The sequence below is a fragment of the Nocardia violaceofusca NBRC 14427 genome (assembly GCF_963869435.1).
GTDB classification, from domain to species: Bacteria; Actinomycetota; Actinomycetes; order Mycobacteriales; family Mycobacteriaceae; genus Nocardia; species Nocardia aobensis.
The window spans coordinates 1-23484 of record NZ_CAWMPM010000017.1 but is presented as its reverse complement, the minus strand read 5'-3'; the positions used below and the strand labels follow the sequence as shown (position 1 = coordinate 23484).

The following is a 23484-nucleotide window of genomic DNA, read 5'->3' as shown; positions in this document are numbered from 1 at the left end:
TACCTCAATCGCGCGGGCGGCTCTCAGACCGCGATCCGGTGTTCCGATGAGTAGGAGACTCAGGTCACAAATGCGGGCCGAGCCGCCAAGCTGGGCCGTATGTCCAACACAGTGATCGGCAGTATCGACAGCATCGCCGAGGAGATTCGCAACGGGGCCGACGAGGGTGATTCGCTGGGCCGGCTGCCCGACGACATGGCCAAAGGGCTGAAGGACGCCGGCGTCATCCGGATGCTGCAGCGCAAGAAGTACAACGGCTACGAGTCGCATCCGCGCGAGTTCGCCGAGACGGTGATGAAGACCGCGAGCCTCTACGGATCCGCGGGCTGGGTGGCCGGGATCGTCGGCGTGCACCCGTGGCAGCTCGCCTTCGCCGATCCGAAGGTGCAGGAGGAGGTTCTCGGCGAGGACACCGACACCTGGATGGCCTCGCCGTACATGCCGGGCGGCGTCGCGGTGCCGGCCGACGGCGGATACGTCATGAGCGGGCGCTGGCAGTTCTCCTCCGGCACCGACCACTGTGACTGGATTTTCCTGGGCGCCTTGGTGGGCAATGCGGACGGCACACCGGTCATGCCGCCGCAGCCGTTGCATGTGATCCTGCCCCGCTCGGACTACGAGATCGTGGCGGACTCGTGGGATGTGGTCGGGCTGCGCGGCACCGGCAGCAAGGACATCGTGGTGAAGAACGCGTTCATCCCCGAGTACCGGGTGATGGATCAGGGCAAGGTCATCGACGGGAGCGCGGCCGCGGAATACGGCGTCACGGAAACGCTGTACAAGATGCCGTGGTCGACGATGTTCCCGCTGGGCATCACCTCGGCGACGATCGGCATCTGTGAGGGCGTGCTGGCCGCCGGCATCGACTATCAGCGAAATCGGGTGGGGGCCACCGGAACTCTGGTCAAGGACGACCCCTACGTCCTGCACGCACTCGGCGAATCGGCCTCTGAGATCGATGCCGCCCGGCAGCAGTTGCTGGCCAATGTCGACCGCATCTGGGACCTGGTCGACGCGGGCAAGGAGATCGATTTCGAAATGCGCGCCCGAGTGCGCCGGGATCAGATCCGGTCGGCGTGGCGGGCGGTCCGCGCCGCCGACGACATCTTCGACCGCGCCGGCGGCAACGCGCTGCGCATGGACAATGCGCTGCAACGATTCTGGCGCGATGCCCACGCCGGGCTGCACCACGCCATTCACGTCTCCAGCACGACCTATCACGCCGCGGCCATGGCTTCGCTGGGTGTGGAAGTGCCGCAGGGTCCTCTGCGCGTGATGATCTGACCGAGCCCGAACAGAACGCGAGTTACTTCATGACCGAAAGCGGTTGTCCATGACTGAAATCAAGGGGCTCGGCTATGTCCGGGTGCTCGCCACCGATATGGATCGCTGGCGCGAATTGGGCTTCGATGTGCTGGGATTCGCACCGGGATTCGGAGACGAGACGGATGCGCTGCATTTCCGTATGGACGAGCGGCCTTCGCGGATCACCGTCGAACGCGCCGATGTCGACCGGGTGAGCGCGGTCGGCTGGGAATTGCGCGACGGACCGGCGCTGCGCCGGCCGGAAGCGACATTGCGCGCCGCCGGATACGAATTCACGCCCATGTCACAGGAATTGGCCGACCGCCGCAAGGTCGAAGCCGGTATCTGCATGACCGATCCGGGTGGCACACCGCTGGAGTTCTTCCACGGACCGGTCCTCGAACACAGTCCGGTCGTCACCAAGTACGCGCAGCGATTCGTCACCGGCGCACAGGGACTCGGGCACGTGGTGATGCCGACCGCCAACTTCGAGGAGTCCTACGCCTTCTACACCGAAACGCTGGGCTTCCTGTCCCGCGGCGCATTCCGGATGCCCTCGCCTCCGGGGACCGGGCCGTTGCGCATCAGGTTCCTCGGCGTGAATCAGCGCCACCACAGCCTGGCGATCATGCCCACGCTGGAAGGACGCGACCCCGGGCTGATCCACGTGATGGTCGAGGTCGACTCGCTCGATGCCGTCGGGCGTGCCCTCGATCGGGTGATGGCACGGGATTTCCCGGTGTCCTCGACGCTCGGCCGCCACACCAACGACAAGATGATCTCCTTCTACGTCGGGGTGCCCGGTGGCTGGGATATCGAATACGGGACCGCGGGCGAACTGGTCGACGAGTCCTACTACACCGCCGAGGAGATCACCGCCGACAGCTACTGGGGCCATGAATGGTTGTGGGCCAAGCAGATGAAGCAAGCATGAAAGGCCGATCGGCGATGAACTCCAGCGAAAACCACACAGCCGAGCACGAAGTCGATCTGCTGGTCGTGGGATCGGGCACCGGTCTGGCCGCCGCGCTCACCGCCGCCGAGGCGGGATTGTCGGTATTGGTCGTGGAGAAGTCGGAATATGTCGGCGGTTCCACGGCCAGATCCGGCGGAGCGTTCTGGGTACCGGGCAATTTCCTGCTGCGCGAACAGCAACCGGCCGACGATGCCCGCGCCGCAGCGACGTATGTCGAAGCGGTAGTGGGTGAATCGGCACCACCTGAACGCGGCGCAGCCTTTCTCGAACACGGGCCCGCCGCCGTCGAGATGCTCGCGCGAACCACTCCGATGACATTCATGTGGGCCGACGGCTACTCCGACTATCACCCCGAACTGCCGGGCGGATCGGCGGCGGGACGCACCTGCGAGTGCAAGCCGTTCGACGCGTCCCAGCTCGGTGCGCACCGGTCGCGGCTGCGTCCCGGGGTGATGGAGGCATCCGGGCTGCCGATGCCGGTGACCGGCGCGGATTACAAGTGGCTCAACCTGATCGCGCGCACCCCGCGCAAGGCGCTGTGGCGCGGCATGAAGGCCATGGCGATCGGCGTGGGCGGACTCGCCCTCAAACGTGAGTACATCGCCGGTGGGCAGGCGCTCGCGGCGGGCCTGTTCGCGGGTGCGATTCGCGCCGGGATTCCGATCTGGACCGACACCTCGCTGGTGCGACTGCTGGTGGGGGAGGACGGCGCGGTCACCGGAGCAGTCGTCGACCGTGACGGCGTCCGCACCGAGGTCACCGCCCGGCGCGGAGTGGTGCTGGCCGCCGGTGGGTTCGACCACGACACCGAGATGCGGCGAAAGTACCAGTCGGACCGGCTGGTCGAGCATGCGAGCCTGGGCTGCGACACCAATACCGGCGACGCCATCACTGTGGCGCAGGAGGCCGGCGCGGCGATCGGACTGATGGATCAGGCGTGGTGGTTTCCGGCCGTGGCCGCGCTGCCCGGCGGGCAGCCGGCGGTGCTGCTGGCCGAGCGTGCGCTGCCCGGATCGTTCATCGTCGACCAGAGCGGGCGGCGCTTCGTCAACGAGGCAACCGACTACATGTCCTTCGGTCAGCGGGTACTCGAGCGCGAGCGCGCGGGTGATCCGGTGGAGGAGATGTGGCTCGTCTTCGATCAGCGCTACCGCAACAGCTACATCTTCGCCGCGGGCCTGTTCCCGCGTCAGCCGTTGCCTCAGCCCTGGTACGACAACGGCATCGCGGCGACAGCCACCGATCCGGCAAGCCTGGCACGGGCGATGGGTGTCCCCGCGGACGCGTTCGCCGCGACCTTCGACACCTTCAACGCCTCCGCGGAACTGGGTGTCGATCACGAATTCGCCCGGGGCGCAAGCGCCTACGACCGCTACTACGGCGACCCCACCATAGGTCCGAATCCCAATCTGCGGCCGCTGGGCAGGAAGGGAACCTTGTACGCGGTGAAGCTGGTGCTGTCCGACCTCGGAACGTGCGGCGGTGTGCGCGCGGACGGTTCGGCCCGCGTGCTGCGTGAGGACGGCAGCGTCATCGAGGGCCTGTACGCCATCGGCAATACGGCGGCCAATGCCTTCGGCAACACCTATCCGGGCGCGGGCGCCACCATCGGCCAGGGATTGGTCTTCGGCTACATCGCCGCGAAAACCGCTGCGGGACATCTCTCTTTTCAAGGACGGTAGATATGACGACGACGCAGGACGAGGTTCGCCAGATCGAGGCCGGGACGGTGCCGACGCGATTCGCGCGCGGCTGGCATTGTCTGGGGCTGATCCGGGACTTCGCCGACGGCCGGCCGCATTCGGTGCAGGCCTTCGGCACCAAACTGGTGGTGTTCCGCGGTGAGGACGGCCGGGTCAACGTCCTCGACGCGTTCTGCCGGCATATGGGCGGGGACCTGTCCGACGGCGAGGTCAAGGGCAACGAGATCGCCTGCCCCTTCCACGATTGGCGCTGGGGCGGCAACGGGCGCTGCAAGCAGATCCCGTATGCCCGGCGGGTGCCGCCACTGGCACGGACCCGGGCGTGGACCACGCTCGAGCAGGACGGCATGTTGTTCGTCTGGAACGATCCGGAGGGCAATCCGCCGCCGGAGGGAGTGACGATCCCGCGGATCGCGGGCGCGGGCGACCCCAACTGGACCGATTGGCATTGGTACACCACGGTCGTCGACACGAATTGCCGGGAAATCATCGACAATGTCGTGGACATGGCGCACTTCTTCTACATCCACGGTTCCCTGCCGACCTTTTTCAAGAATGTTTTCGAGGGACCGGTGGCGACGCAGTATTTCGAAAGCGGCGCCCGCGACGATCTGCCCGGACCGGTGGGGCAGCCGCAGCTGCTCGGCACCTCGTCGGTGGCCTCGTACTATGGGCCGTCGTTCATGATCGACGACCTCGTCTATCACTACGAGCACGGTGACTACAAGACGGTGTTGCTCAACTGCCACTATCCGATCGACGAGAATTCGTTCGTCCTGCAGTACGGCATCATCGTCGAGAAGTCCGACACGCTGCCCGAGGATCAGGCGATGGCCACCGCCGTCGCGCTCGGTGACTGGGTCAAGCTCGGCTTCGAGCAGGACGTCGCGATCTGGAAGAGCAAGGCGCGCATCGACAATCCGCTGCTCTGCGAGGAGGACGGCCCGGTCTATCAGCTGCGCCGCTGGTATCAGCAGTTCTACGTCGACGTCGCCGATGTCGCCTCCGAAATGGTCGACCGGTTCGAATTCGAACTCGACACCACGCGACCGCTGGCCGCCTGGCAGGAGGAGGTCCGCGAGAACGTCGCGCGCAAAGCCGCGGAGGCGACCTCGTGACGCCGGTCGACGAACGTATCCGGGAAGTGCCCATGGCGCCGGTCGAGTGCCGGCAGTGCGGTGCGCGCGTGCTCGCCCGCAAGAGCAGCTGGGCGCAGACGAGCATTCAGTGGGACGCGGAATCGAGTGCCGCGTGCGTGGAACGTCATGCCGCCGGCGCACTCTCGGACGCGGCGATGCGGCACTGCTCGCAGCTGCGGGAATCGATCTGGGCCGCTGCGGAATCCGGAGATCTACGCGTGCTCGACAGCGCGGCGCGCTGAGCGGATATCGAGACCGCGGGCCCCTGCCGTCGTTGGACGACAGGGGCCCGTGCGGTATCTCCTCGATCGATCCGGCGGCCCGCTGGTGCTCATCGGTAGCGTGGCCGGAATCAAGAACAGCCCGGGCACCCTCTACTCCGCCACGAAGTGGGCAGTGGTCGGCTTCGCCGAAAACCTCCGCCTGCACGCCACGACCCGCGGCATCGGAGTCACGGTCGTGAACCCGGGCATGATCGACACCGCGTTCTGGCACGGACAGGTTCCGCCCCTCGCGATGAGCCCGGATGCGGTGGCCGAGGCGATCGGTTTCGCGCTCGATCAGCCGGCAGGCGTCGACCTCAACACGGTGACGATCCGTCCGATTGGCCAGCCCGCCTGACTTCAGGGGACAGCGCGATGCTTTTGCCCGCGAAAGCACCTGTGCCGCACCGTTACTCGTGACGGTCAGACGTGCACGGGCTGCGGACCTCTCCGCGGCGCCGCGAGCGCCACGCGCCGGATCTCGTTCGCCGCCAGCCGCACGTCCGAGACGACCGCGCTGGTTTTGATCGAGCGCGTCGGACCGCACAGGGACACCGCCACGCGCCCTCGCTCGACATCGATGTCGAGCGCGGCCGCGACCACCGTCACTCCCAGCGCGCAGCCCTGCGAGTCCACCGCGACCCCGCTGCGATCGCGCACCTTCTCCAGTTCACGCTCCAGTTGCCGGCGAGTCCGCATGCTGTAGCAGGTCGGCGCGCTGGCGAAGGAGAGCTCGGGCCACTGCTCCGGTTCCATCGCTGCCAGCAGCGCGTGCCCGGCCGCGGTGAACTCGACGGGCTGGCGAGCGCCGACCGCCCACTGGCGCCCCGGCGTCGGCCAGGCGCCCACCCGGTTCAGATGCAGGATCTCCGCGCCGGACAACAGGCTCAGATGTGCTGTCAGGCCCGTGCGCCGGTGCAGTGCGGTCATGACCGCCATCGCCACGTCGTTGACGCTGCGCTGGCGCACCACCTGCGACCCGAGCTCGAACATCCTTATGCCCAAGGCGTATTCGAAGCCGTGGCGTTCCACCCAGCCGAGTTCCACGAGCCGCTGCAGGATTCGATGCGCCGACGAGCGCGGGAGATGTGAGCGCCGGGCGATATCGGCCAGCGTCATGGGCCGCTGCCCGACGAAGGCCTCCAGCAGGGACGCCACGCGATCGATCATCGCGTTGGGGGTTTGTTCGAGCTGCACCGTTGCCACCTGTTGCCTCCAACCGCCAGACATGTGCAGAATATGACTACCTGTCAGATTCTGACAGGTCTGAGTCTAAGGAGGGTGCAGATGGATGTAAAGCAGATCACATCGATGTGCTCGAACGGATCGACGAATGCGAACCCCTCCAGGCGATTTCCCGACCGCGTTACTGTGGACTGCGATCAAGGAGGACAGAGGTCGTGAGCAAGTCGTCCAGGCCGACGCTGACCGAACGCCGCGCGGAGGAGTTGCGCCTGGCCATCGCGAATACCGCGCGCGATATGTTCGTCGCCGACGGTGACACCTCCGCGACCGTGGAACGCATCTGCGAGACGGTCGGCATCGCGCCGAGGACCTTCCACCGCCACTTCCCGGTGAAGGAAGACGTCATGGGGCCGCTGTTCCGGCGCAGCCAGGCGATCATCATCGACTTCCTGAAGAACGCGCCGGCCGACGCCGACGTCGCCGAAACACTGGCGCGCGCGTTCACCACCGAGGTGTACAAGCGCCGGACACCCGAATCCGACCGCAAATTCATGACGCTGATGATCCATACGCCGCAGTACCGTCTGCGCTGGCTGGAATGGGGCGAGCAACTCTGCGAGCCGATCACGGAATTCCTTTCGGCGAGAGTCGAACTCGGTGACGATCCGTTCCTGCGCAGACTCCCGGCGGAGCTGATCGTGCACACCAGCCGCCAGGCCTACATCCAGTGGGTCGACGAGGAGGTCGGCGGCGACTTCTCCGAGGTGGAGGCCCTGCAGCTACGCGGAATGAAGATGCTGCTCGTCGGTCTGCGGGCGGTGATGGCCCAGCCGTCGGTGCCGGTCCCGTAATCGCGCGGCGGAACCGGCACCGATGTGGTGGCTAGCGGGCGAGGAACGCCGAGACGGTCGCCTCCCACGCCTGCTTCTGCTCGATCATCACCCAGTGTCCGCAGTTCGGGAAGATGTGCACCTCGCCGTGGGGCAGGGTCCGCATCGCGATCAGCGACATGTCGACCGGGCTCACCCGGTCGTCGCGTCCCCACGTGATCAGCGTCGGAACGGAGATCCGGCGCAGATTCGCCCAGCCCGGAGTGGCATCGGCGGCGCGCGCTGCCTCCGCCATGCGCGCCAGCGCCGCGCGGCCGTACATCCGCCGTGAATTCTCCAGGACGCCGGGTTCGGTGGCCTGCTCCCAGCGCTGCTCGATCAGTTCCTCGGTGAGCAGCGCCTGGTCGTAGACCATCGAGCGCAGCCAGGCGACCAAACTGTCGCGGGTCGGATTCTCGACGAACTCGCTGAGCCGGATGATCCCCTCGCCCGGCTGCGGACTGAAGATGTTCGTGCCGATGCCGCCGATGGTGACCAGACGTTCGACCCGCTGCGGCGCGGCGAGGGCGAATTCCGTTGCCACGAAACCGCCCATCGAGTTGCCGATGATCCGGACGGTCTCGAGTCCGAGCCCGTCCAGGAACGCGGTGACCGCCAGCTGCGCCGACATCATCGGATGTGCCGCACCGAAATCGTCGCTGACCCCGAACCCGGGGAACTCGAGCACCAGCGTGCGGTAATGCCGGGCGAAGGTCGGCACGTTGCCGCTGAAGTTGCGCCAGCCGGTGACACCCGGCCCGGACCCGTGCAGCATCAGCAGTGGCGGGCCCTCGCCAGTGTCGCGGTAGCGCAGCACGCCGTGTTCGGTGGGCAATTCCAGTAGTTCGGGTACCGAGCGGGTATCGACGGAGGTCATATCCCGAGCCTGCCATCGCCGTGCCGCTGCACTGCCGACATTTCCCGGTCAGCGGTCGACGCGTAGGCCGTCGTTTCGGTTGCCGGCATAGATCGGCGACCCCCGCGGGCTCGGCCGAACCGTCGTGGCGGTCGCCGTAGATCGCGTCCCAGGGCCCTGCGATTGTGCTTGAATGTGTCTAGAACCTGTTTCAGTCAGCGATGACGGCCCGGTGGTTGATATGCGTGCGACACGTCCCGATATCCCGGCGAATTTCGATGTCACGGATCCGGATATGTGGGCCCGGCGGGTGCCGGTCGAAGAGCTGGCGGAACTGCGTCGTGCGGCTCCGATCTGGTGGAATTCGAAGCCGCCGCACAGCGACGGTTTTCCGGACGACGGATTCTGGGTGGTGACCAAACACGCCGACGTCAAAGAGGTGTCTCGGCGCAGCGATGTGTTCTCCAATGCCGAGAACACCGCGCTGCCGCGGTACGGCGTCGAACTCACCCCCGAGCGGATGGAGATGCAGCGGCTCGTTCTGCTGAATCAGGATGCGCCGCAACACACCAGGATGCGCAAGCTGATCTCGAAGGGATTCACCCCGCGGGCCGTCAACGGGCTGCGCGCGGAGTTGTCCGCCCGCGCCGAGGCCATCGTGGCGGCGGCGGCCGAGGCGGGCGCGGGTGACTTCGTCACGCAGGTGGCATGCGAACTGCCGTTGCAGGCGATCGCGGAATTGATCGGCGTGCCGCAGGAGGACCGGATGAAGATTTTCCGGTGGTCCAACGAAATGATCGGCTACGACGACCCGGAGTATGCCGGCGTCGACCCGCTGGCCGCTTCCACAGAACTCCTCGCCTACGCCTGGCAGATGGCCGAAGCGAGAAAGTCGCGGCCGTCCGACGATATCGTGACCGAACTGGTCCACGCCGACGTCGACGGCGAAGCGCTGACCTCGGAGGAATTCGGCTTCTTCGTCATCCTCCTGGCCGTGGCCGGCAACGAGACCACGCGTAACGCGATCACGCACGGAATGATCGCGTTTCTCGAAAACCCCGGCCAATGGGAGCTTTTCAAGTCGCAGCGACCCAAGACCGCCGTCGACGAGATCGTCCGATGGGCCACACCGGTGAGTACGTTCCAGCGAACCGCGCTGGAGGACACCGAACTCGGCGGCGTGCGCATCCGGAAGGGGCAGCGGGTACTGATCGTCTACCGATCCGCGAATTTCGACGAAGAGGTCTTCGACGCTCCGTTCACCTTCGACATCACCCGGGACCCCAACCCGCACTTGGCCTTCGGCGGCACGGGCGCGCACTTCTGCATCGGCGCCAACCTGGCCAGACTGGAGATCGACCTGATCTTCAACGCCGTCGCCGACCACCTCCCCGACATCACCAAGCTGGGCGACCCACGGCGGTTGCGGTCGGGCTGGCTGAACGGCATCAAGGAATTCCAGGTGCGCTACCGGGGCGAGTGAAGGGCCGTCTCCGACCGGCCGGATGGCGTGGACGCACCGACCGTCGATGATTTTCGGCCGCACGCATCGTCTCTTCTGCGACTCGACAGAATGGATGAACCGATGCAGATCCTGGCCCGCCTGTGTATGACCGCCGATGGTTACGTGACGACTCCGGATGGCTGGCCGCCTCAGGTCATCGATCCGGTGCACGGTCCGGGCAGTCACGGCATCGCCGAATTCCTGCGTACCTGCGAGGCCGCGTTGATGGGCCGTACGACCTTCGAACCGGCGCTGTCCGCCGATCGCTGGCCGTGGCCGGATCTCGAGGTCTTCGTGCTGGGTTCGCATCGGCCCGAGGGCACCCCCGACGACGTGACCGTCGACGACGATCCGGTGCGGCTGCTGGAGAAGGTGCGTGCGGCCAATCGCGGCGGCGATGTCCATCTGATCGGTGGGCCCGCCACGATCGAGACCTATCGCGCGCTCGGTGTCCTCGACAAACTCGAGCTCGTGATCCTGCCGTTCTTCGTCGGCGGCGGCATACGCCTGACCGACTCGCTGGATCCGCGGACCGATCTCGCATTCGAGAGCTCGCGGCCGTTGGACGGTGGTGGCGTGGAGATCGTCTATCGAGTGTTGCCGGCCGCCGAGCAGCCGTCGTAGCCCTGAGGTCCTCAGGCGTTTCCGTATCTGGCGGGGCCGTCGTCGGCGGACTCGGCAGCGTGGACGGTGTGCAGGATCCAGTTGCCGCGGGCGCCGGATTTGGCGTCGTACAGCGAGGTGTCGGCCGCGTCGAGCAGCCATTCCGGGTCCTTGCCGGCGATCGGTGTGACGACGGCGCCGATGCTGGCGGAAATGTGGAGCCTGTGCCCGCCGACGATGAGGGGATGCGACAGTGCGCCGCGCAGGCGATCTGCGACATCGGAGACCCGTCGCGTGTCGGCCGGGGGCGGGATGAGGGTGACGAATTCGTCGCCGCCGATCCGTGCGACCAGGCATCCGTCGTCCTGCAGGCTGTCGTGCAGGCGACGGGCGACGGTGGCCAGCACCTGGTCGCCGACGCCGTGACCGTATCGGTCGTTGACCTCTTTGAAGTGGTCCAGGTCGGTGAAGCACAGCCCCATCTGATCGTTCTCGCCGGCCGTGGAGATCACTGCTCTGAGCGTGTCGAGCAGGTGGCGGCGGTTGGGCAGCTCGGTGAGCGCGTCGTGGCGCGCCTGGTAGTGGAGCTGCTCCTGCAGTTGGTGGCGTTCGGTGACGTCCTCACCGATGGCGAGCAGATAGTCCGGGCCGAAGGCGCTCCGGACATAGGTGATCGCGAATGTGGCCCATCCGGTGCTGCCATCCGCGCGCTGCAGGCGCCGTTCGATCTTCGCGGTACCCGCCCTGGCCGGTACCAGGTCGTCGTAGACCATCTGGCGGATCGCGGCCTGATCGTCGGGGTGGGCGAAGTCGTAGACGCTGATTCCGCGCAGCGAGTCGACCGGTACGCCGATCATGTCGGCCAGATGTGGATTGGCTTCCAGCAGAACACCGTTGGTGTCGCCGATAGCGATGGCGATGGAGGCGTGGTCGAACACGAGCCGGAACCGGCGCTGGCCTTCCTCGACATCGTCGGCCCGGATCGCTTCGGCCAGGAAGTGGTGGCCGTGTCCGAACGCGACGAGAAGGGCGGCCATGCGCCGGCCGGTGTCGGGGTGGTCGCTGAATTCCGTGAGCCTGTGCAGTACCGGGGCGGACACGACCGGGACCGCCGGATCGGTGAGCTGGGCACCCGCCAGCGCCGCTCCCACCCGGGAGCCGGCGGCCGCGTCGAAGACCTCCGCGGTGAGGCCGGCGTGGACTTCTTCCAGCAGATCGCGCAGAAACGAAATTTCTACGTCGGCGTAGGAAGGGTGGGCGGTGATCGTCGCGAGCGCGCGCTCCCATTGCTGGGCGAGTGCCGTGCTCAGATCATCCACTCCAACTCCCCATGTCCGATGCGCTTGTGCTGCTACTTCGGGTGCCCGGCGATAGTCCCCCGGCTGGTACTGCTGATCGAGACGCTGCAGTCAAAGGTACTGCATGCCCGATTCGTCACGTCATCGGCGGACTACCTATGGGTGGTGGGCCTCGGCGAATATCGACCGGCCCTTGTAGCGCGAGGTGGCGCATTGCCACACCCAGCTCGCCTGCACGCATTGGTCGAGGTCGTCGGTATAGGCGGTGACGGCGGTGGCCAGCGGTGGCCCGAGAGTGGCGCAGCGGTCGAGCAGGTCTCGGCGCAGGCCGCGGAAGTGGGTGAATCGCTCACGCACGATCTGCGCGGCGCCGAGTACGGCGTCGGCCAGCGTCGCGCCGGGCGTATTGAGCAGCAGAATCGAGATGAGGTTGAAATCGGAACGGTCCACGATGACCTCCTTCTCGAAGGAGAAGACATCGTTCATCAGGGCGCCGACTTCGGCGGTCAGGCGCTCCAGCGTGCGCAGGTCTTCGGCGAGGCCGGCGACCGCGAGCTGCTCCCAGGGCAGGGTGGTGTCGCGCGCGAACTCGCACAGCTGGATCGCGGGGTACATCCCCGAGACTTCGTTACGCAGGGCTATGTAGTCGTCGACGCTGAGCAGGTCACCGCGTGCGCCGACGTTCTGATCGCGGATCGCCGAGCGCAGGTGGTCGATCGTCGATGCGCGGAATCGCTGCAACCATACGGGCTCGGCTTGTTCGGTGAGGGTCGTCAAGAATTCGAGGCTCGCCTCGACGATGGGCGTGGAGTTGTCCGGCCGGATCCGGCCGGACTCGAATAATCGACACAGATGGTCGACTTCCCGCTGTGCCTGCGCTCGTTCGTCCTCGGACAGATGGCTGAACTTCTCGCGGCCCACCGTGTCGTTGAGTGCGAACAGGATCGCGTTGTAGACACCGATCGTCGTCATCCGCGGCAGGTCTATCGTGCGCGGATGCAGGTAGGGTGTCATCGAGTTGTAAGCGGCACCACCGCTTTCCAGCCAGATCCGGTGTCTGCGACAGAACGTCTCGACCGCCTCGCACGCCTGGGCGCCGAACCGGTTCGGCGCGAAAGTGCCACAGTATTCCGCGATATCGCAGTCGTCGGTGCTGAACAGAGTGCGCAACGACCATCGATCCCCGTGAAGAAGTGACTGGTACTCGGTGTGCATGGCGGCGATATCCGATTCGATATGAGGCATGTACTGCACGAACGTCTCCCAACCAAGAGCGGCATCAGCCGACCCGAAAGTGTCGCCGACAGTTGGCGATACCCGGTACCAGTATTTCACCGGGGTCGAAGGGCGCTGGGCTTTCGGCGAACGGTCCGCAGTTTCGGAGCGCGAACTCGTACTCGTGGCCCGCGGAAGGCCGGACAGGTGCCGACCGTCGACGATCATCGATACCGCAACGACTTTCGCGCAGATCGACAGCTGCTCGCGTTCGGGCGAAGCGACATCCGAATCCACCAGCCTGTCGGGTGGGGCTACCGGCGAACTCGGGCGCGGCTCCTATTGCGAGCATGGCGATTCGAAGTGGAGACGGCGTCGGAGCCCGTCGCTAGGGTAGGGCGATGGCCTCGGTGAGACAGGTCCAAGTCACCTTCGACTGCGCGGAACCTGAGCGCGTCGCTCGTTTCTGGTCTTCGGTGTTGGGGTACGAGCATCGAGGTTCGGCATGCGTCGATCCCTCGGGCGCGTACGGGTGCGCCTGCTGCGTGCCGATGGCGTCAACGAGTCGTGCCTGGTGATGCAGGACATCGAAGGCAACGAGTTCTGTCTCGACTGAGGAGCCCGTTCAGGCTACGCAGGGTGGGCTGTGGTCAGGCTGGCGCGGTGACAGTTTCCGGGGACGGGCGCGCGGGAATCGATGCGGAGCTGGTGGCGCGCTTGATCGCGAGACAGTTTCCGCACTGGAGCGCGTTACCGGTCAGGCCGGTGGCCGACGACGGGTGGGACAACCGCACCTACCGCCTCGGCGAGGACATGGCCGTCAGGTTGCCGACCGCAGCCGGCTACGCGCCCGCCGTCGCCAAGGAAAGCCGCTGGTTGCCGCGATTGGCCCCCGCACTGCCGATACCGGTGCCGACAGTACTCGGTGAGGGAGCACCCGCCCTCGGATATCGGTTTCCGTGGTCGGTGCGCCGCTGGATCCGGGGCGAGACCGCTGATCGCGCCGAGATCGAGAATATGACCGAATTCGCCGTCGCTGTCGCGGAATTCATCCGCGCGTTGCAGCGGTGCGATACCACCGATGCTCCGTCGGCCGGTGCGCACAGCTTCTACCGAGGCCGAGCACCGGGTCACTATGACTCGCAGACCCGTCACTGCCTGACCATCCTCACCGGTTGCGTCGACACCGTAGCGGCCACGGCGGTCTGGGAGAAAGCCTTGGCCACCGAGTGGGACCGGGACCCGGTGTGGTTTCGCGGCGACATCGCCTCCGGCAACCTGGTTGTCGACCGAGGGAAGCTGGCGGCGGTCATCGACTTCGGCACCTGCGGGGTCGGCGACCCCGCCTGCGACCTGGTCCTGGCGTGGACGATGCTGTCCGGCGACAGCCGCGAAGCCTTCCGCCGAGCACTCGACCACGACGGCGCCACCTGGGCGCGTGCCCGCGGTTGGGCGCTGTGGAAGGCACTGCTCACCCTCGCCGAGTATCGCGCCACTGATCACGAACTGGCCGGTCGGGCACAGCGCCTCGTCGACGAAATAATCAGCGACGAAAACTGACAGCCATCCGCGAGATCCACCAGACTTGAATCACCACCCCGCGAAAACCACCAACAGGACGAGGTGTGCGGTGGTTTCGTGGTGCCGGTGGCTCCGTTACGCCGGGGAGGGGCCGCGTTGGGTGGGTTCATTGTGGGCAGCGTGGTCGAATGCGCGGTCGTAGATTTCGTCGATGATCGGGTTCTTGGCCAGGTTGTAGTCGGCCGGAGTAGCAACAGTTTTCGCGGCGAGGTCGCGCTTGGCGGTTTCGTAGAGGTTTCGGTCGGCGGGGTGGGTGCGTAGCCAGTCCCGGAAGATCAGATGTCGGATGTGTTCGGGCGCGTTCGGGCTGAAGACGTGCAGGTTCACGGCCGGGGCGATGCGGGTGAGCATGCGGTGCTGGTGCCAGGAGGGCTCCCGCAGAACCAGGCGGAAACCGGCCCGTTCCAGGTGGGGAACGTAGGCAGGCTCGTCGGCGGAGTCGGCCACGATGAGGTCGATGTCGATGATCGGTTTCGCGGCCAGGCCAGGGACCGCGGTACTGCCGACATGCTCGATGGTGATCATTCGACCGGCCAGCGCTCGCCGGATCGCGGCGGCCTGCTCGTCGAATATTCGGGGCCAGCACGGGTCGTAGGGAACGAGAACGACAGGTTCGCCCTTCGGGGGACTTCCTCCGACCCACGCGGCGGCCATCTGTTCGGGGGTACTGCGCAGTCGTTGGGTGATTTCAGGCGGAAACGGCACGGTAGACACACCTCCTGGCACCGATAGCAAGCTTATGAACCTACCTCGCCGGCGAGGGTGTGGAGTTCGTTGGCTGGTGAGACGGCCTCTGGCATCGACATGACATGCATGGCGCGGGGTCCGAAGGCATAGTGATGAGACCTGTTCACCGGCAACGAAGGTCGGGTATCCATGCGCCGACTCGACGAACTCGAAGTCGAAGACCTCTTGTTCTCCGACACTGTCGCCCGCCTCGCGACGATCGATTCGCACGGTTATCCGCACGTCACGCCGATCTGGTTTCTGTGGGTCGACGGAGTCTTCTACCTGACCAGTTACGCGGGCCGCCCGCACCTGGACCGAATCGTGCGAAATCCACGGGTGGGCCTGGTCATCGACGTGGAGGCCGCGCTCCGTCCCGACGGCGAGCGTCCGAACAAGCAGGTCCGGGTGATCGGTGACGCTACCGTGTCGCCTGATCGGGGCAGCGTGTGGACCGCACGCATCCGAACCAAGTATGTCGATGCCGTGACCCTCGCAGCCCAGCACGCGGCGCACCGGGAAAGGGCACTTATCACGGTGGTTCCGCGCACCATCACGGCCGTCGCGAGTATTTGATCGGGAATTCCGTTGAAGCCGCACACGCTCTGCCGACAGGATTCGGTATGACTTCCAATCTCGTACAACACTATTCGACTGCGTGGAGAGCGATCGCCTGGCCAGATCTGTCCACGGCCGCCTGGAACTTCTCAGCGACGAAATCGAAGCCGCTGGGCTCCGCGAGGTCCAGATCTACGGCATCGAGGGGCCGACCTGGCCGGCGCTCGACCGCGCCGACCCGGTCGACGTCCCGGCGCTCCTGACAGCCGCGCTACGGTGCGCACGACTGCTGGAGCAGGATCCGGACATCATCAACACCAGCGCGCATCTTCTGGCGATTGCCCGAACTGCTGGGTGAGTCTTCTCGACCGGCGAACCCCGCCGTGAACCTCGAGAGAGCAGGATGGGAGCCGAGACTGTGGATCTTCCCGACGGACGGGCGACGTGATGCACCCGAGGTCGACATGTTTCTACGGGAGGGGGACACCCAAGTCTCGCTCGTGCGCTTGTTGTGGTGACCAGATCGAGTGGCGATAGTGATCGCGCAACGACGCGGGTGGTGTTGCGGGGGAGGGGGTCGGCGACGATTGCTGGTCCTCGAAGTAGAGATCGCGGCCCAGGGCGTCGACCAGCCGGGGGATGTGGTGAGCCAGGCTCTGGGTGTCGCCGATGGGATAGCCGAAGCTGAGATGTGCTGCCGCGGAAAAGATATGGATGCGGCCGATCCACGGCGCTCGTCCGGGGTGTTTCTCGGTCAGCTGGAACCCGTTGTCCAGGTAAGGGGTCCGCGCCAAGGCGGGATCGGTGAGATCGGGGCCGGGGCGGTGCCGGTCGCCCCACAGCGCGATATCGTCGGCGATGCCGCGCAGTTCGGCGCGGGTGCGCGGATCGTACTGGTATCCCGTTCCGGCGATCACGAAGTCGAAAATGTGCCTGCCGTCGGCCGCCTCGACGACCACCCGGTCGCCGGCCTGCGTCGCGGCGGACCAGGGTGCGTCCAGGTGGATGTGGAAACCGGCGAATGCCGTGGCGCGCCTGACCGATTCGAGCGGCACGCTGCGCCCCGCCCGAGCGGCGAGCACCCGCTGGCGCCAGCGAGCCTCGTCACCGCGCCGGTGATAGTTGTTGCGGGCGCCGAGATTTCCGGACGGTCCGGCCCCGCCCGCGCCCTGCACGATCAGATCGGGCCTGCGGGTGAACAGATGCACCTCGGCGGCGCCCGCCTCCAGTGCGGTCGCCGCCGCGTCGAAGGCCGAGGCCGCGGCGCCGAGGACGCCGACCGTTTTCCCGGCCAGCCGGGCGAAATCGATGTGGTGGCCGGTGTGGGCGAGCAGGCTCGCCGGAATGTCACCGAGTTCGGGCGGCAGATACGGGCCGCCTGTTCCCTCGACACCGTTGGCCAGCACCAGCTTTCGAGTGGTCTCCTGGATGGTGGTTTCGGTGCCGTCGGGTCGGCGCACCGTCAGGGTGAGGGTGAGGCCGTCCGGTGCCGGCGCGATATCGGTCAATCGGGTGTGGTGGCGCACCGGGACGCCGAGGTGGGTCTCGATCCACTCGATATAGCGTGCCCAGGTCAACCGCGGAATACGCGACAGGCTCTCGTAGGCCTCCTCCCCGTGCACCGATTCGTACCAGGCCTGGAAACTCAGTTCGGAATAGCCGAATTCGGGTTCGGGCCACTGCTTCGGCGTGCGCAGATCGATCATGCGCGCGGTGGTGGTCCACACTCCCTTCGCACCCGGCGCGGCGGCGTCGATCACCGAGACGCGGGCGATACCCGCACGGCGCAGCGCGAATCCGATGCCCAGACCGGCTTGGCCTCCGCCCACCACAACGACGTCGTGATCGGCCGCCGAGGGCTGCACCCAGTTCGCCGGATCGGGACCGAAACGGCGCAGCACACGCGTCGTATGCCGATCGGCGGATGTATTGGATTCGACCACAGGACAACCCATTTCACTCGGCCCGGGGATACTGCCCGACTGTCACCACCGCGCGGCGCGGCGGCCGTCGGCACACCGGGAGCTTCACGTGACACCCGATGCGTCACGCGGTCACGGCGACGGAACACCGCGCGCCGCCTTCGACAATGTAGGGGCGGAGCCCGGCGCGCACACGATTTACGGTCCGGCCAAATTTAAAGCCTGATTCGCTGCGGTCGAACGTTTATGGGAATCCTGGCCACCGCACGTGAAGGCCGACTGTAGTGACCGTGTAGATAATCTTGCCGATCGCAAACGGGTGCGATTCGAAGCGGTGGGCATAGTCTGGGCCGGACATCCAAACATCGAACCTCCAGGTGGTCGGCGCGATGACAAACCGAGCCGCAGTGGCCGATTCGCCATTCGGCCACCTTGCCGCCATCACGGTGCCGCCGAAATTCTGCGGGCGGTTTTGAAATGGCGGCCCGCATTTCTCCCGAGCCGGGATTGCCCATGACCGCGACGACGAAAGTTCACCTGCCGTGACCCATCACCATATTGTCGGCGCCGCCCTGGACGGGGCGCAGGTAGCAGCGATATTCGATCGGCACGGTACCGGAACAGCGGAATTCGGTGCCCTGCTGGACGGTTCGGGAATCGATTTCGTCGTGCTGCGCCCAGACTCCGCGACCGTGCGATTCGACCCCTCGGTCGCCGCCGCGGTGTTGGCGCGGCACACCCGGTCGGTGGGCCTGGTGGTGGCCGCCGCCCCGCTGCGCGATCACCCTTACAACCTGGCCCGGCGGCTGGGTTCGATCGACCACGCCAGCGGTGGCAGGGTCGGCTGGCTGGTGCTGCTCGGCGAGCCGGCGGCCGCCGACGGGCGCAGTGTGTGGACCTCGGCGCCGCGTGGCGACGTTCCGGCCGACGCGGTGCGCGCCGTCCGCGAACTGTGGGAGAGCTGGCCGCCGGACGCCGTCGTGGACGACCGTGAGCACGGCGTGTTCGCTGATTCCGCGCGCATCCGATATGTGGATCACACTGGTGCACACAGTATTACCGGCCCGTTGAACATTCCGGAACCGCCACAGATCAAACCACCGATCTTCGCCGAGTCCCCGGTGCCCGCCGAATACCACGACCTCGGCGATCTCGCTGACGTCGTGCTCGGCCTGCCGGCTACGCCGGTGCGTGGGCCGGTGCTGCGATGGGTCGACGCCGGGTCGCCCCCATCGTCCACCACCGAAGCCGCCGGCGTCGTGATCGCGGGGGAGGGGTCGCCCGCGGCGATCGTCGCCGCAGCCGCCCGCCATGTCACGGCGACTGCCGCGCCGCCGCCCGGCACCACACTGCGTGCGCGGCTCGGCCTTCCGGCGCCCGCACCGGTGCTTCCGCGCGATGCGCGCAGCGCCTTTCCCGCCGCTTGATCCGGATCGACGAGGAGACTCCATGACCGCCACCGCGCAGCCCGCGCATGTGATCTTGAACGTCAACGTTCTCGACGTAGGAATCGCGCCCGGCGCGTGGACTCTCGACGACGTGCACGCGGGCGCTTTCGTCGACGCCGGGCATTTCGTGCGGGCCGCCCGGACCGCCGAACGCGGCACCCTCGACGCGCTGTTCCTCGCCGATGGACCGGCCCTGCGCGAAGATCCCCGGCACAAACCCGGACGCGCGCTCGAGCCCGGCGTCATCCTGTCGGCGGTCGCCGCCGAGACCGAGCACCTCGGGCTGATCGGCACCTTGTCGACCACATTCAACGATCCGGTCGAACTGGCCGAGCGGCTGCTGTCGCTCGACCACGCCTCCGGCGGGCGGCTGGGCTGGAATGTGGTCACGACCTATTCGCCCGCGGCGGCCGGCAATTTCGGGTTGAGCGAGATGCCCGATCGCGATGCGCGCTACCGCCGGGCCGAGGAATTCGTCGACGTGGTGCGCGCACTGTGGGACAGTGCGATCGACGGGGGTGTCGTCCACCACCACGGCGAACACTTCGATGTGGAGTGGGGACTGCGCACGCCGCCCTCGGCGCAAGGTTATCCGCTGTTCGTCCAGGCCGGCGGTTCGCCGGCCGGGCGGATCCTGGCCGGCCGCAGCGCGCACGCCGTGTTCTCGGCGGAACTGACGGCGGCCGCGGCGATCCGGCACTACCGGCACGTGAAATCGGTTGCGCGCGAAGCCGGTCGCGATCCCAGCGAGGTGAAGATCCTGCCGGGACTGACCACGATCATCGGCTCCACCGAAGCCGAAGCGCTGCAACGGTTTCAGACCCTGTTCCGGTCGGTCGACGAGGGCCCCGAGCGACGACGGCTGGAGGCGACTCTCGGCGTGCCGCTGGATTCGCTGGATTTCGATCGCCCACTCCCGGAGGCGGTGCTGGCCGGTCCGCCGGATCCGAGTACCTTCTCCGCCTCCCTGGGCTTCCGGGAGTCGATCGTCGAACTGGCCCGCGAACGCGATCTGACGCTGCGGGAGTTGATTCGGGAACTGCACGGCGGCGCCGGCCATCGCGCGGTGATCGGGACACCCGAGGACGTCGCCGACACGATCGAGGACTGGTTCCGCCGCGGCGCGGCCGACGGCTTCAATCTCATGCCCGATGCCTTTCCCTCGGGCCTGACCACCTTCGTCGACGAAGTGGTCCCGATTCTGCGCCGCCGCGGGCTGTTCCGGCACGAATACGGCGAGTCGACGCTGCGGGAACGCTTCGGGTTACCGGTGCCGGCTCCCGCCGCCGTGCGCGTGTGAACGGATATGGCCCCTCGACGTATCTGCACGGTATCTCTCGTCTTCGTTCAGATCCGCTTCAACGACGGTGTAGTCGATCTGGCCGATCACAACCCTCGGAACCGTCCCGAGACCGGCCTAGCCTGAGCGCACGCCCCGAGGCGTCCGATCTGACGAGCGCATCGCGCCGCCCCTGAAACGAATCGAAACCTATGTCACACAGAAGAATTCATCGCCGTCCGGTTGCGCTGGCGCTCGCCCTGCTCACCGCGGCGGTGGTCGCCGGATGCGCCACACCCGCCCGGCAGGTCGCCGTGAGCGACGACAACGCCACGCCCGTACCCGGCGGGACGTTGCGCTTCGGCGTGCTCGACGCTCCGGCGAATCTCGACCCGCACTCCGGCAGTTCCTATCCCGAATCGCTGATCACCAGCAACATCACCGACAAGCTCGTCTACCAGAATCCGAAGACCGGTGCGCTGGAGCCGTGGCTGGCCACCTCGTGGCAGTACAACGACACTCTGACCCAGTTCACCTTCCATCTGCGCGACGACGTCACCTTCAGCGACGGAACGAAGTTCACCGCCGATTCGGTGAAAGAGAACTTCGATCTGCTCGGCCGGGGCGATCAGCGACTGGGAATCGTTCCGGTGACCGCCTACTGGGTGGGATATCAGGGCACCGAGGTGGTCGATCCGACGACGGTGCGGGTCAGTTTCGATCGGCCCAGTGCCGGGTTTCTGCAAGCGTTGTCGCTGTACTTCTCCGGAATCGTGGCGCATTCGACGCTGGTTCTGCCGAAAGAACAACGCAGCCAGGCCCAGAATGTCGTCGGAACCGGGCCGTTCACCCTCGCCCAGCACGTCTATCAGCAGAAGACGGTCCTGAAGAAGCGGCCCGGTTACCACTGGGCGCCGGCGAGCCGTAAACACAACGGTGACGCGTATCTGGACGCGGTCGAGATCGACGTCATCCCCGAAGCCGGGGTGCGCACCGGTGCGCTGCGATCGGGAACCGTCGACGCCATCCTCGACGTCAACAACACCGACGAGGCGCCACTGCAGGCGCAGGGATACCGGATCGTGCCGCAACTCATTCCGGGCCGCGACATCTCGCTGGACCTCAAGACCGACCGCTTCCCGACCGACGACAAGGCCGTGCGTCAGGCGGTGCAGCTGGGCTGGAGCCGCGACGCGCTGGTCAAGACGGTGCTGACGTCCAGCTACAAGGTATCGAGTTCGGTTGTGTCGGAGCGTGTTCCGGGATACGTGGACTTCTCCGCGCATCTGCGTGAGGACCAGGGCAAGGCCGAACAGATCCTCGAGGCCGACGGCTGGCACAAGGGCGCCGACGGCATCCGGGTCAAGGACGGGCGGCGCCTGCAACTCGATCTGCTGGGCATCGACAATCTGGTCAACAACAAGCCCGCCTACCAGCTGATCCAGCAGGATCTGCGCAAGATCGGCATCGACCTGCAGCTCAATGTGCTGCCGATTCCCGACTACACCGCCGCCAGTACCCAGCAGGGCCGCTGGAACATCCAGGTCGCCAACCAGAGTCGCGCGGATATCTCGGTGCTCGAGCAGGTGTACTCCCCGCAGTACGGGAATATGGCCAAACTCGCGCCGGGAAGTCCGGAGGCGAACGAGGCGGTCGCGAAACTCAGCGCGCTGAGCAAAACCCTCGACCCCGCCCAGCGGGCGAAGGCCGCCGAGCAGGCGCAGCGGTATCTGCTCGACGAGCAGGTGCTGACCGTGCCGGTGTACAACCCCGCGCAGGTGACCGCCGCCGGTGCCAAGGTGCACAACATCGGCTACGAGGCGCAGTCGCGAAATGTGTTCTACGACACCTGGATCGAGCAGGGGTAGTCGTGCTGCGCTATGTGGCCGCGAAACTCGCGCAGGCCGTGTTCGTGGTGTGGGGCGCCTACACCGTGACCTTCGCGCTGCTCTACGTCCTGCCCTACGACGCGGTGGACGTGCTGTTCGATCCGACCCAGGGTGATCTGATCACCGCGGGCGACAAGCAGAAGGCCCGGGTCTACTACGGTCTGGACCACTCGCTGTTCGGCCAGTACCTGCACCGTCTCGGGCAGGCCGTGCACGGTGATTTCGGGCGCTCCACCCGGACCGGACTGGACGCGTGGGCGATGATCAGCGGGGTGCTGCCGCAGACCGCGGTGCTCGCGGTCACCGCGCTGGTGCTGGCGGTGGTCCTGGCCACGGTGGTCGCGATCGTGGCCGCGTATACGCGATGGCGGTGGCTGGCGGAACTGTTCGCGACGTTGCCGGCGGCCGGGGTGTCGATTCCGGTGTTCCTGCTGGGATTGGCGGCGCTGCAGGTGTTCTCGTTCCGGCTGGGCTGGTTTCCGCCGATCGGCAACGACGGCGTCGCCAGCCTGGTGCTGCCGGCGGTGACGCTGGCGATCCCGGTGTCGGCCCCGATCGCGCGGTTGCTGCTGGAGAACCTCGACAGTGGAATGCGGGCGGGCTATGTGACGGTCTCGCTGGCCAAGGGCGCGACCCGGCTGTGGGTGGTGGTGCGCGAGGTGCTGCGCAATGCCGCACTGCCCGCGCTGACCATCGCCGGGGTGACCTTCGGGAATCTGCTGGCGGGCGCGGTAATCGTCGAAACCGTGTTCTCCCGTTCGGGTTTGGGCCGATTGACCGAGACGGCGGTGCGCACCCAGGACGTCGCGGTCGTGCAGGCCGTGGTGGTGCTCGCGGCAGTGATTTTCGTGGTGGTGAATCTGATGGTCGATCTGGTGTATCCGGTGCTGGACCCGCGGCTGCGGGCTCGGCTGTACGCGCGGAGCCCGGCATGAGCGGGTCAGGGCCGGAGGCGGCAGCGCAGCGTCACCACGCAGGCCCCCCGCTCGTGCCCGTCGAACACGGCATGAGCGGGTCGGGGCCGGAGGCGGCAGCGCAGCGTCACCACGCAGGCCCCCCGCTCGTGCCCGTCGAACACGGCATGAGCGGGTCGGGGCCGGAGGCGGTGGCTGTGCTCGACGAGGTGGAGCTGCACGCAAACCAGTTGCAACGCAATCGGTTTCAT

Annotated in this window: 22 protein-coding genes and 1 pseudogene; 17 read left to right on the top strand and 6 right to left on the bottom strand. The window is 66.7% G+C overall.

The window, feature by feature from the left end:
* Positions 1-99: 99 nt before the first annotated feature.
* The 6 genes from AC5592_RS15930 to AC5592_RS15905 are packed head-to-tail and all read left to right on the top strand — an operon-like array spanning position 100 to position 5744.
* Positions 100-1284: an acyl-CoA dehydrogenase family protein gene (locus tag AC5592_RS15930; protein WP_036503442.1), complete on the top strand. Its 1185-nt coding sequence runs from the start codon at positions 100-102 to the stop codon at positions 1282-1284.
* Between the two features lie 49 nt (positions 1285-1333).
* The gene (locus tag AC5592_RS15925) at positions 1334-2239 is read left to right on the top strand and encodes a VOC family protein (protein WP_063064680.1); all 906 of its coding nucleotides are present in this window, start codon (positions 1334-1336) and stop codon (positions 2237-2239) included.
* 14 nt (positions 2240-2253) lie between these two features.
* Positions 2254-3963 carry a 3-ketosteroid-delta-1-dehydrogenase gene (locus AC5592_RS15920; protein WP_063064679.1) on the top strand — a complete coding sequence of 570 codons (1710 nt, stop codon included), beginning with the start codon at positions 2254-2256 and terminating at the stop codon, positions 3961-3963.
* Between the two features lie 2 nt (positions 3964-3965).
* Positions 3966-5102 carry a 3-ketosteroid-9-alpha-monooxygenase, oxygenase component gene (locus tag AC5592_RS15915; RefSeq protein ID WP_063064678.1) on the top strand — a complete coding sequence of 379 codons (1137 nt, stop codon included), beginning with the start codon at positions 3966-3968 and terminating at the stop codon, positions 5100-5102.
* 32 nt (positions 5103-5134) lie between these two features.
* Entirely contained in the window at positions 5135-5365 is a 231-nt protein-coding gene (locus AC5592_RS15910; protein ID WP_063064712.1) for a hypothetical protein, read from the top strand.
* A gap of 49 nt (positions 5366-5414) precedes the next feature.
* Entirely contained in the window at positions 5415-5744 is a 330-nt protein-coding gene (locus AC5592_RS15905) for an SDR family oxidoreductase (RefSeq protein ID WP_198163852.1), read from the top strand.
* Positions 5745-5809: 65 nt separating this feature from the next.
* Here the strand turns inward: AC5592_RS15905 and AC5592_RS15900 are convergent, their stop codons facing one another.
* A complete protein-coding gene (locus AC5592_RS15900) occupies positions 5810-6592 on the bottom strand; it encodes an IclR family transcriptional regulator (protein ID WP_063064677.1) in 783 nt (260 codons plus the stop codon).
* A gap of 194 nt (positions 6593-6786) precedes the next feature.
* On the opposite strand from AC5592_RS15900, the gene AC5592_RS15895 reads away from it, so the two are divergent.
* Complete coding sequence (locus AC5592_RS15895) at positions 6787-7422, top strand: TetR/AcrR family transcriptional regulator (RefSeq protein ID WP_039779670.1); 636 nt, start codon at positions 6787-6789, stop codon at positions 7420-7422.
* A 31-nt stretch (positions 7423-7453) separates the two neighbouring features.
* Here AC5592_RS15895 and AC5592_RS15890 read toward each other — a convergent pair whose 3' ends face one another.
* A complete protein-coding gene (locus AC5592_RS15890; RefSeq protein ID WP_036503422.1) occupies positions 7454-8317 on the bottom strand; it encodes an alpha/beta fold hydrolase in 864 nt (287 codons plus the stop codon).
* A gap of 853 nt (positions 8318-9170) precedes the next feature.
* On the opposite strand from AC5592_RS15890, the gene AC5592_RS15885 reads away from it, so the two are divergent.
* On the top strand, positions 9171-9779 hold the full coding sequence (locus AC5592_RS15885; protein WP_371507222.1) for a cytochrome P450: 609 nt from the start codon (positions 9171-9173) through the stop codon (positions 9777-9779).
* Between the two features lie 102 nt (positions 9780-9881).
* On the top strand, positions 9882-10424 hold the full coding sequence (locus tag AC5592_RS15880; RefSeq protein ID WP_036503467.1) for a dihydrofolate reductase family protein: 543 nt from the start codon (positions 9882-9884) through the stop codon (positions 10422-10424).
* 11 nt (positions 10425-10435) lie between these two features.
* On the opposite strand, the gene AC5592_RS15875 is transcribed toward AC5592_RS15880, so the two are convergent.
* Both AC5592_RS15875 and AC5592_RS15870 read right to left on the bottom strand, forming a co-directional pair.
* Positions 10436-11722: a sensor domain-containing diguanylate cyclase gene (locus tag AC5592_RS15875; protein ID WP_063820395.1), complete on the bottom strand. Its 1287-nt coding sequence runs from the start codon at positions 11720-11722 to the stop codon at positions 10436-10438.
* Positions 11723-11857: 135 nt separating this feature from the next.
* Positions 11858-12946: a terpene synthase family protein gene (locus tag AC5592_RS15870; RefSeq protein ID WP_084506742.1), complete on the bottom strand. Its 1089-nt coding sequence runs from the start codon at positions 12944-12946 to the stop codon at positions 11858-11860.
* Positions 12947-13317: 371 nt separating this feature from the next.
* On the opposite strand from AC5592_RS15870, the pseudogene AC5592_RS15865 reads away from it, so the two are divergent.
* Positions 13318-13395 (top strand): annotated as a pseudogene (locus AC5592_RS15865) (VOC family protein); the annotation flags it as partial.
* Between the two features lie 184 nt (positions 13396-13579).
* The gene (locus AC5592_RS15860) at positions 13580-14476 is read left to right on the top strand and encodes an aminoglycoside phosphotransferase family protein (RefSeq protein ID WP_063064675.1); all 897 of its coding nucleotides are present in this window, start codon (positions 13580-13582) and stop codon (positions 14474-14476) included.
* A 96-nt stretch (positions 14477-14572) separates the two neighbouring features.
* Here AC5592_RS15860 and AC5592_RS15855 read toward each other — a convergent pair whose 3' ends face one another.
* On the bottom strand, positions 14573-15202 hold the full coding sequence (locus AC5592_RS15855) for a GrpB family protein (RefSeq protein ID WP_232329378.1): 630 nt from the start codon (positions 15200-15202) through the stop codon (positions 14573-14575).
* 171 nt (positions 15203-15373) lie between these two features.
* Between AC5592_RS15855 and AC5592_RS15850 the strand changes: the two genes are divergently transcribed.
* Both AC5592_RS15850 and AC5592_RS15845 read left to right on the top strand, forming a co-directional pair.
* Entirely contained in the window at positions 15374-15799 is a 426-nt protein-coding gene (locus AC5592_RS15850) for a pyridoxamine 5'-phosphate oxidase family protein (protein ID WP_036503414.1), read from the top strand.
* Positions 15800-15881: 82 nt separating this feature from the next.
* Positions 15882-16139 carry a hypothetical protein gene (locus AC5592_RS15845; protein ID WP_051024770.1) on the top strand — a complete coding sequence of 86 codons (258 nt, stop codon included), beginning with the start codon at positions 15882-15884 and terminating at the stop codon, positions 16137-16139.
* A 112-nt stretch (positions 16140-16251) separates the two neighbouring features.
* Here the strand turns inward: AC5592_RS15845 and AC5592_RS15840 are convergent, their stop codons facing one another.
* Entirely contained in the window at positions 16252-17724 is a 1473-nt protein-coding gene (locus AC5592_RS15840; RefSeq protein WP_063064673.1) for an NAD(P)-binding domain-containing protein, read from the bottom strand.
* 521 nt (positions 17725-18245) lie between these two features.
* On the opposite strand from AC5592_RS15840, the gene AC5592_RS15835 reads away from it, so the two are divergent.
* From AC5592_RS15835 to AC5592_RS15820, 4 genes are all read left to right on the top strand, one after another.
* Complete coding sequence (locus AC5592_RS15835; protein WP_063064672.1) at positions 18246-19130, top strand: LLM class flavin-dependent oxidoreductase; 885 nt, start codon at positions 18246-18248, stop codon at positions 19128-19130.
* Between the two features lie 22 nt (positions 19131-19152).
* On the top strand, positions 19153-20451 hold the full coding sequence (locus AC5592_RS15830) for an LLM class flavin-dependent oxidoreductase (protein ID WP_063064671.1): 1299 nt from the start codon (positions 19153-19155) through the stop codon (positions 20449-20451).
* A gap of 191 nt (positions 20452-20642) precedes the next feature.
* Complete coding sequence (locus tag AC5592_RS15825) at positions 20643-22298, top strand: ABC transporter substrate-binding protein (protein ID WP_063064670.1); 1656 nt, start codon at positions 20643-20645, stop codon at positions 22296-22298.
* A 2-nt stretch (positions 22299-22300) separates the two neighbouring features.
* A complete protein-coding gene (locus tag AC5592_RS15820; protein ID WP_063064669.1) occupies positions 22301-23254 on the top strand; it encodes an ABC transporter permease in 954 nt (317 codons plus the stop codon).
* Positions 23255-23484: the final 230 nt, after the last annotated feature.

Excerpts from the sequence above, each read along its gene's own strand:
- AC5592_RS15915 (WP_063064678.1), top strand. The coding sequence starts at position 3,966 with ATGACGACGACGCAGGACGAGGTTCGCCAGATCGAGGCCGGGACGGTG.
- AC5592_RS15920 (WP_063064679.1), top strand. The coding sequence starts at position 2,254 with ATGAACTCCAGCGAAAACCACACAGCCGAGCACGAAGTCGATCTGCTG.
- AC5592_RS15890 (WP_036503422.1), bottom strand. The coding sequence starts at position 8,317 with ATGACCTCCGTCGATACCCGCTCGGTACCCGAACTACTGGAATTGCCC.
- AC5592_RS15870 (WP_084506742.1), bottom strand. The coding sequence starts at position 12,946 with ATGCCTCATATCGAATCGGATATCGCCGCCATGCACACCGAGTACCAG.
- AC5592_RS15830 (WP_063064671.1), top strand. The coding sequence starts at position 19,153 with ATGACCGCCACCGCGCAGCCCGCGCATGTGATCTTGAACGTCAACGTT.
- AC5592_RS15880 (WP_036503467.1), top strand. The coding sequence starts at position 9,882 with ATGCAGATCCTGGCCCGCCTGTGTATGACCGCCGATGGTTACGTGACG.
- AC5592_RS15910 (WP_063064712.1), top strand. The coding sequence starts at position 5,135 with ATGGCGCCGGTCGAGTGCCGGCAGTGCGGTGCGCGCGTGCTCGCCCGC.
- AC5592_RS15925 (WP_063064680.1), top strand. The coding sequence starts at position 1,334 with ATGACTGAAATCAAGGGGCTCGGCTATGTCCGGGTGCTCGCCACCGAT.
- AC5592_RS15825 (WP_063064670.1), top strand. The coding sequence starts at position 20,643 with ATGTCACACAGAAGAATTCATCGCCGTCCGGTTGCGCTGGCGCTCGCC.
- AC5592_RS15850 (WP_036503414.1), top strand. The coding sequence starts at position 15,374 with ATGCGCCGACTCGACGAACTCGAAGTCGAAGACCTCTTGTTCTCCGAC.
- AC5592_RS15885 (WP_371507222.1), top strand. The coding sequence starts at position 9,171 with ATGGCCGAAGCGAGAAAGTCGCGGCCGTCCGACGATATCGTGACCGAA.
- AC5592_RS15930 (WP_036503442.1), top strand. The coding sequence starts at position 100 with ATGTCCAACACAGTGATCGGCAGTATCGACAGCATCGCCGAGGAGATT.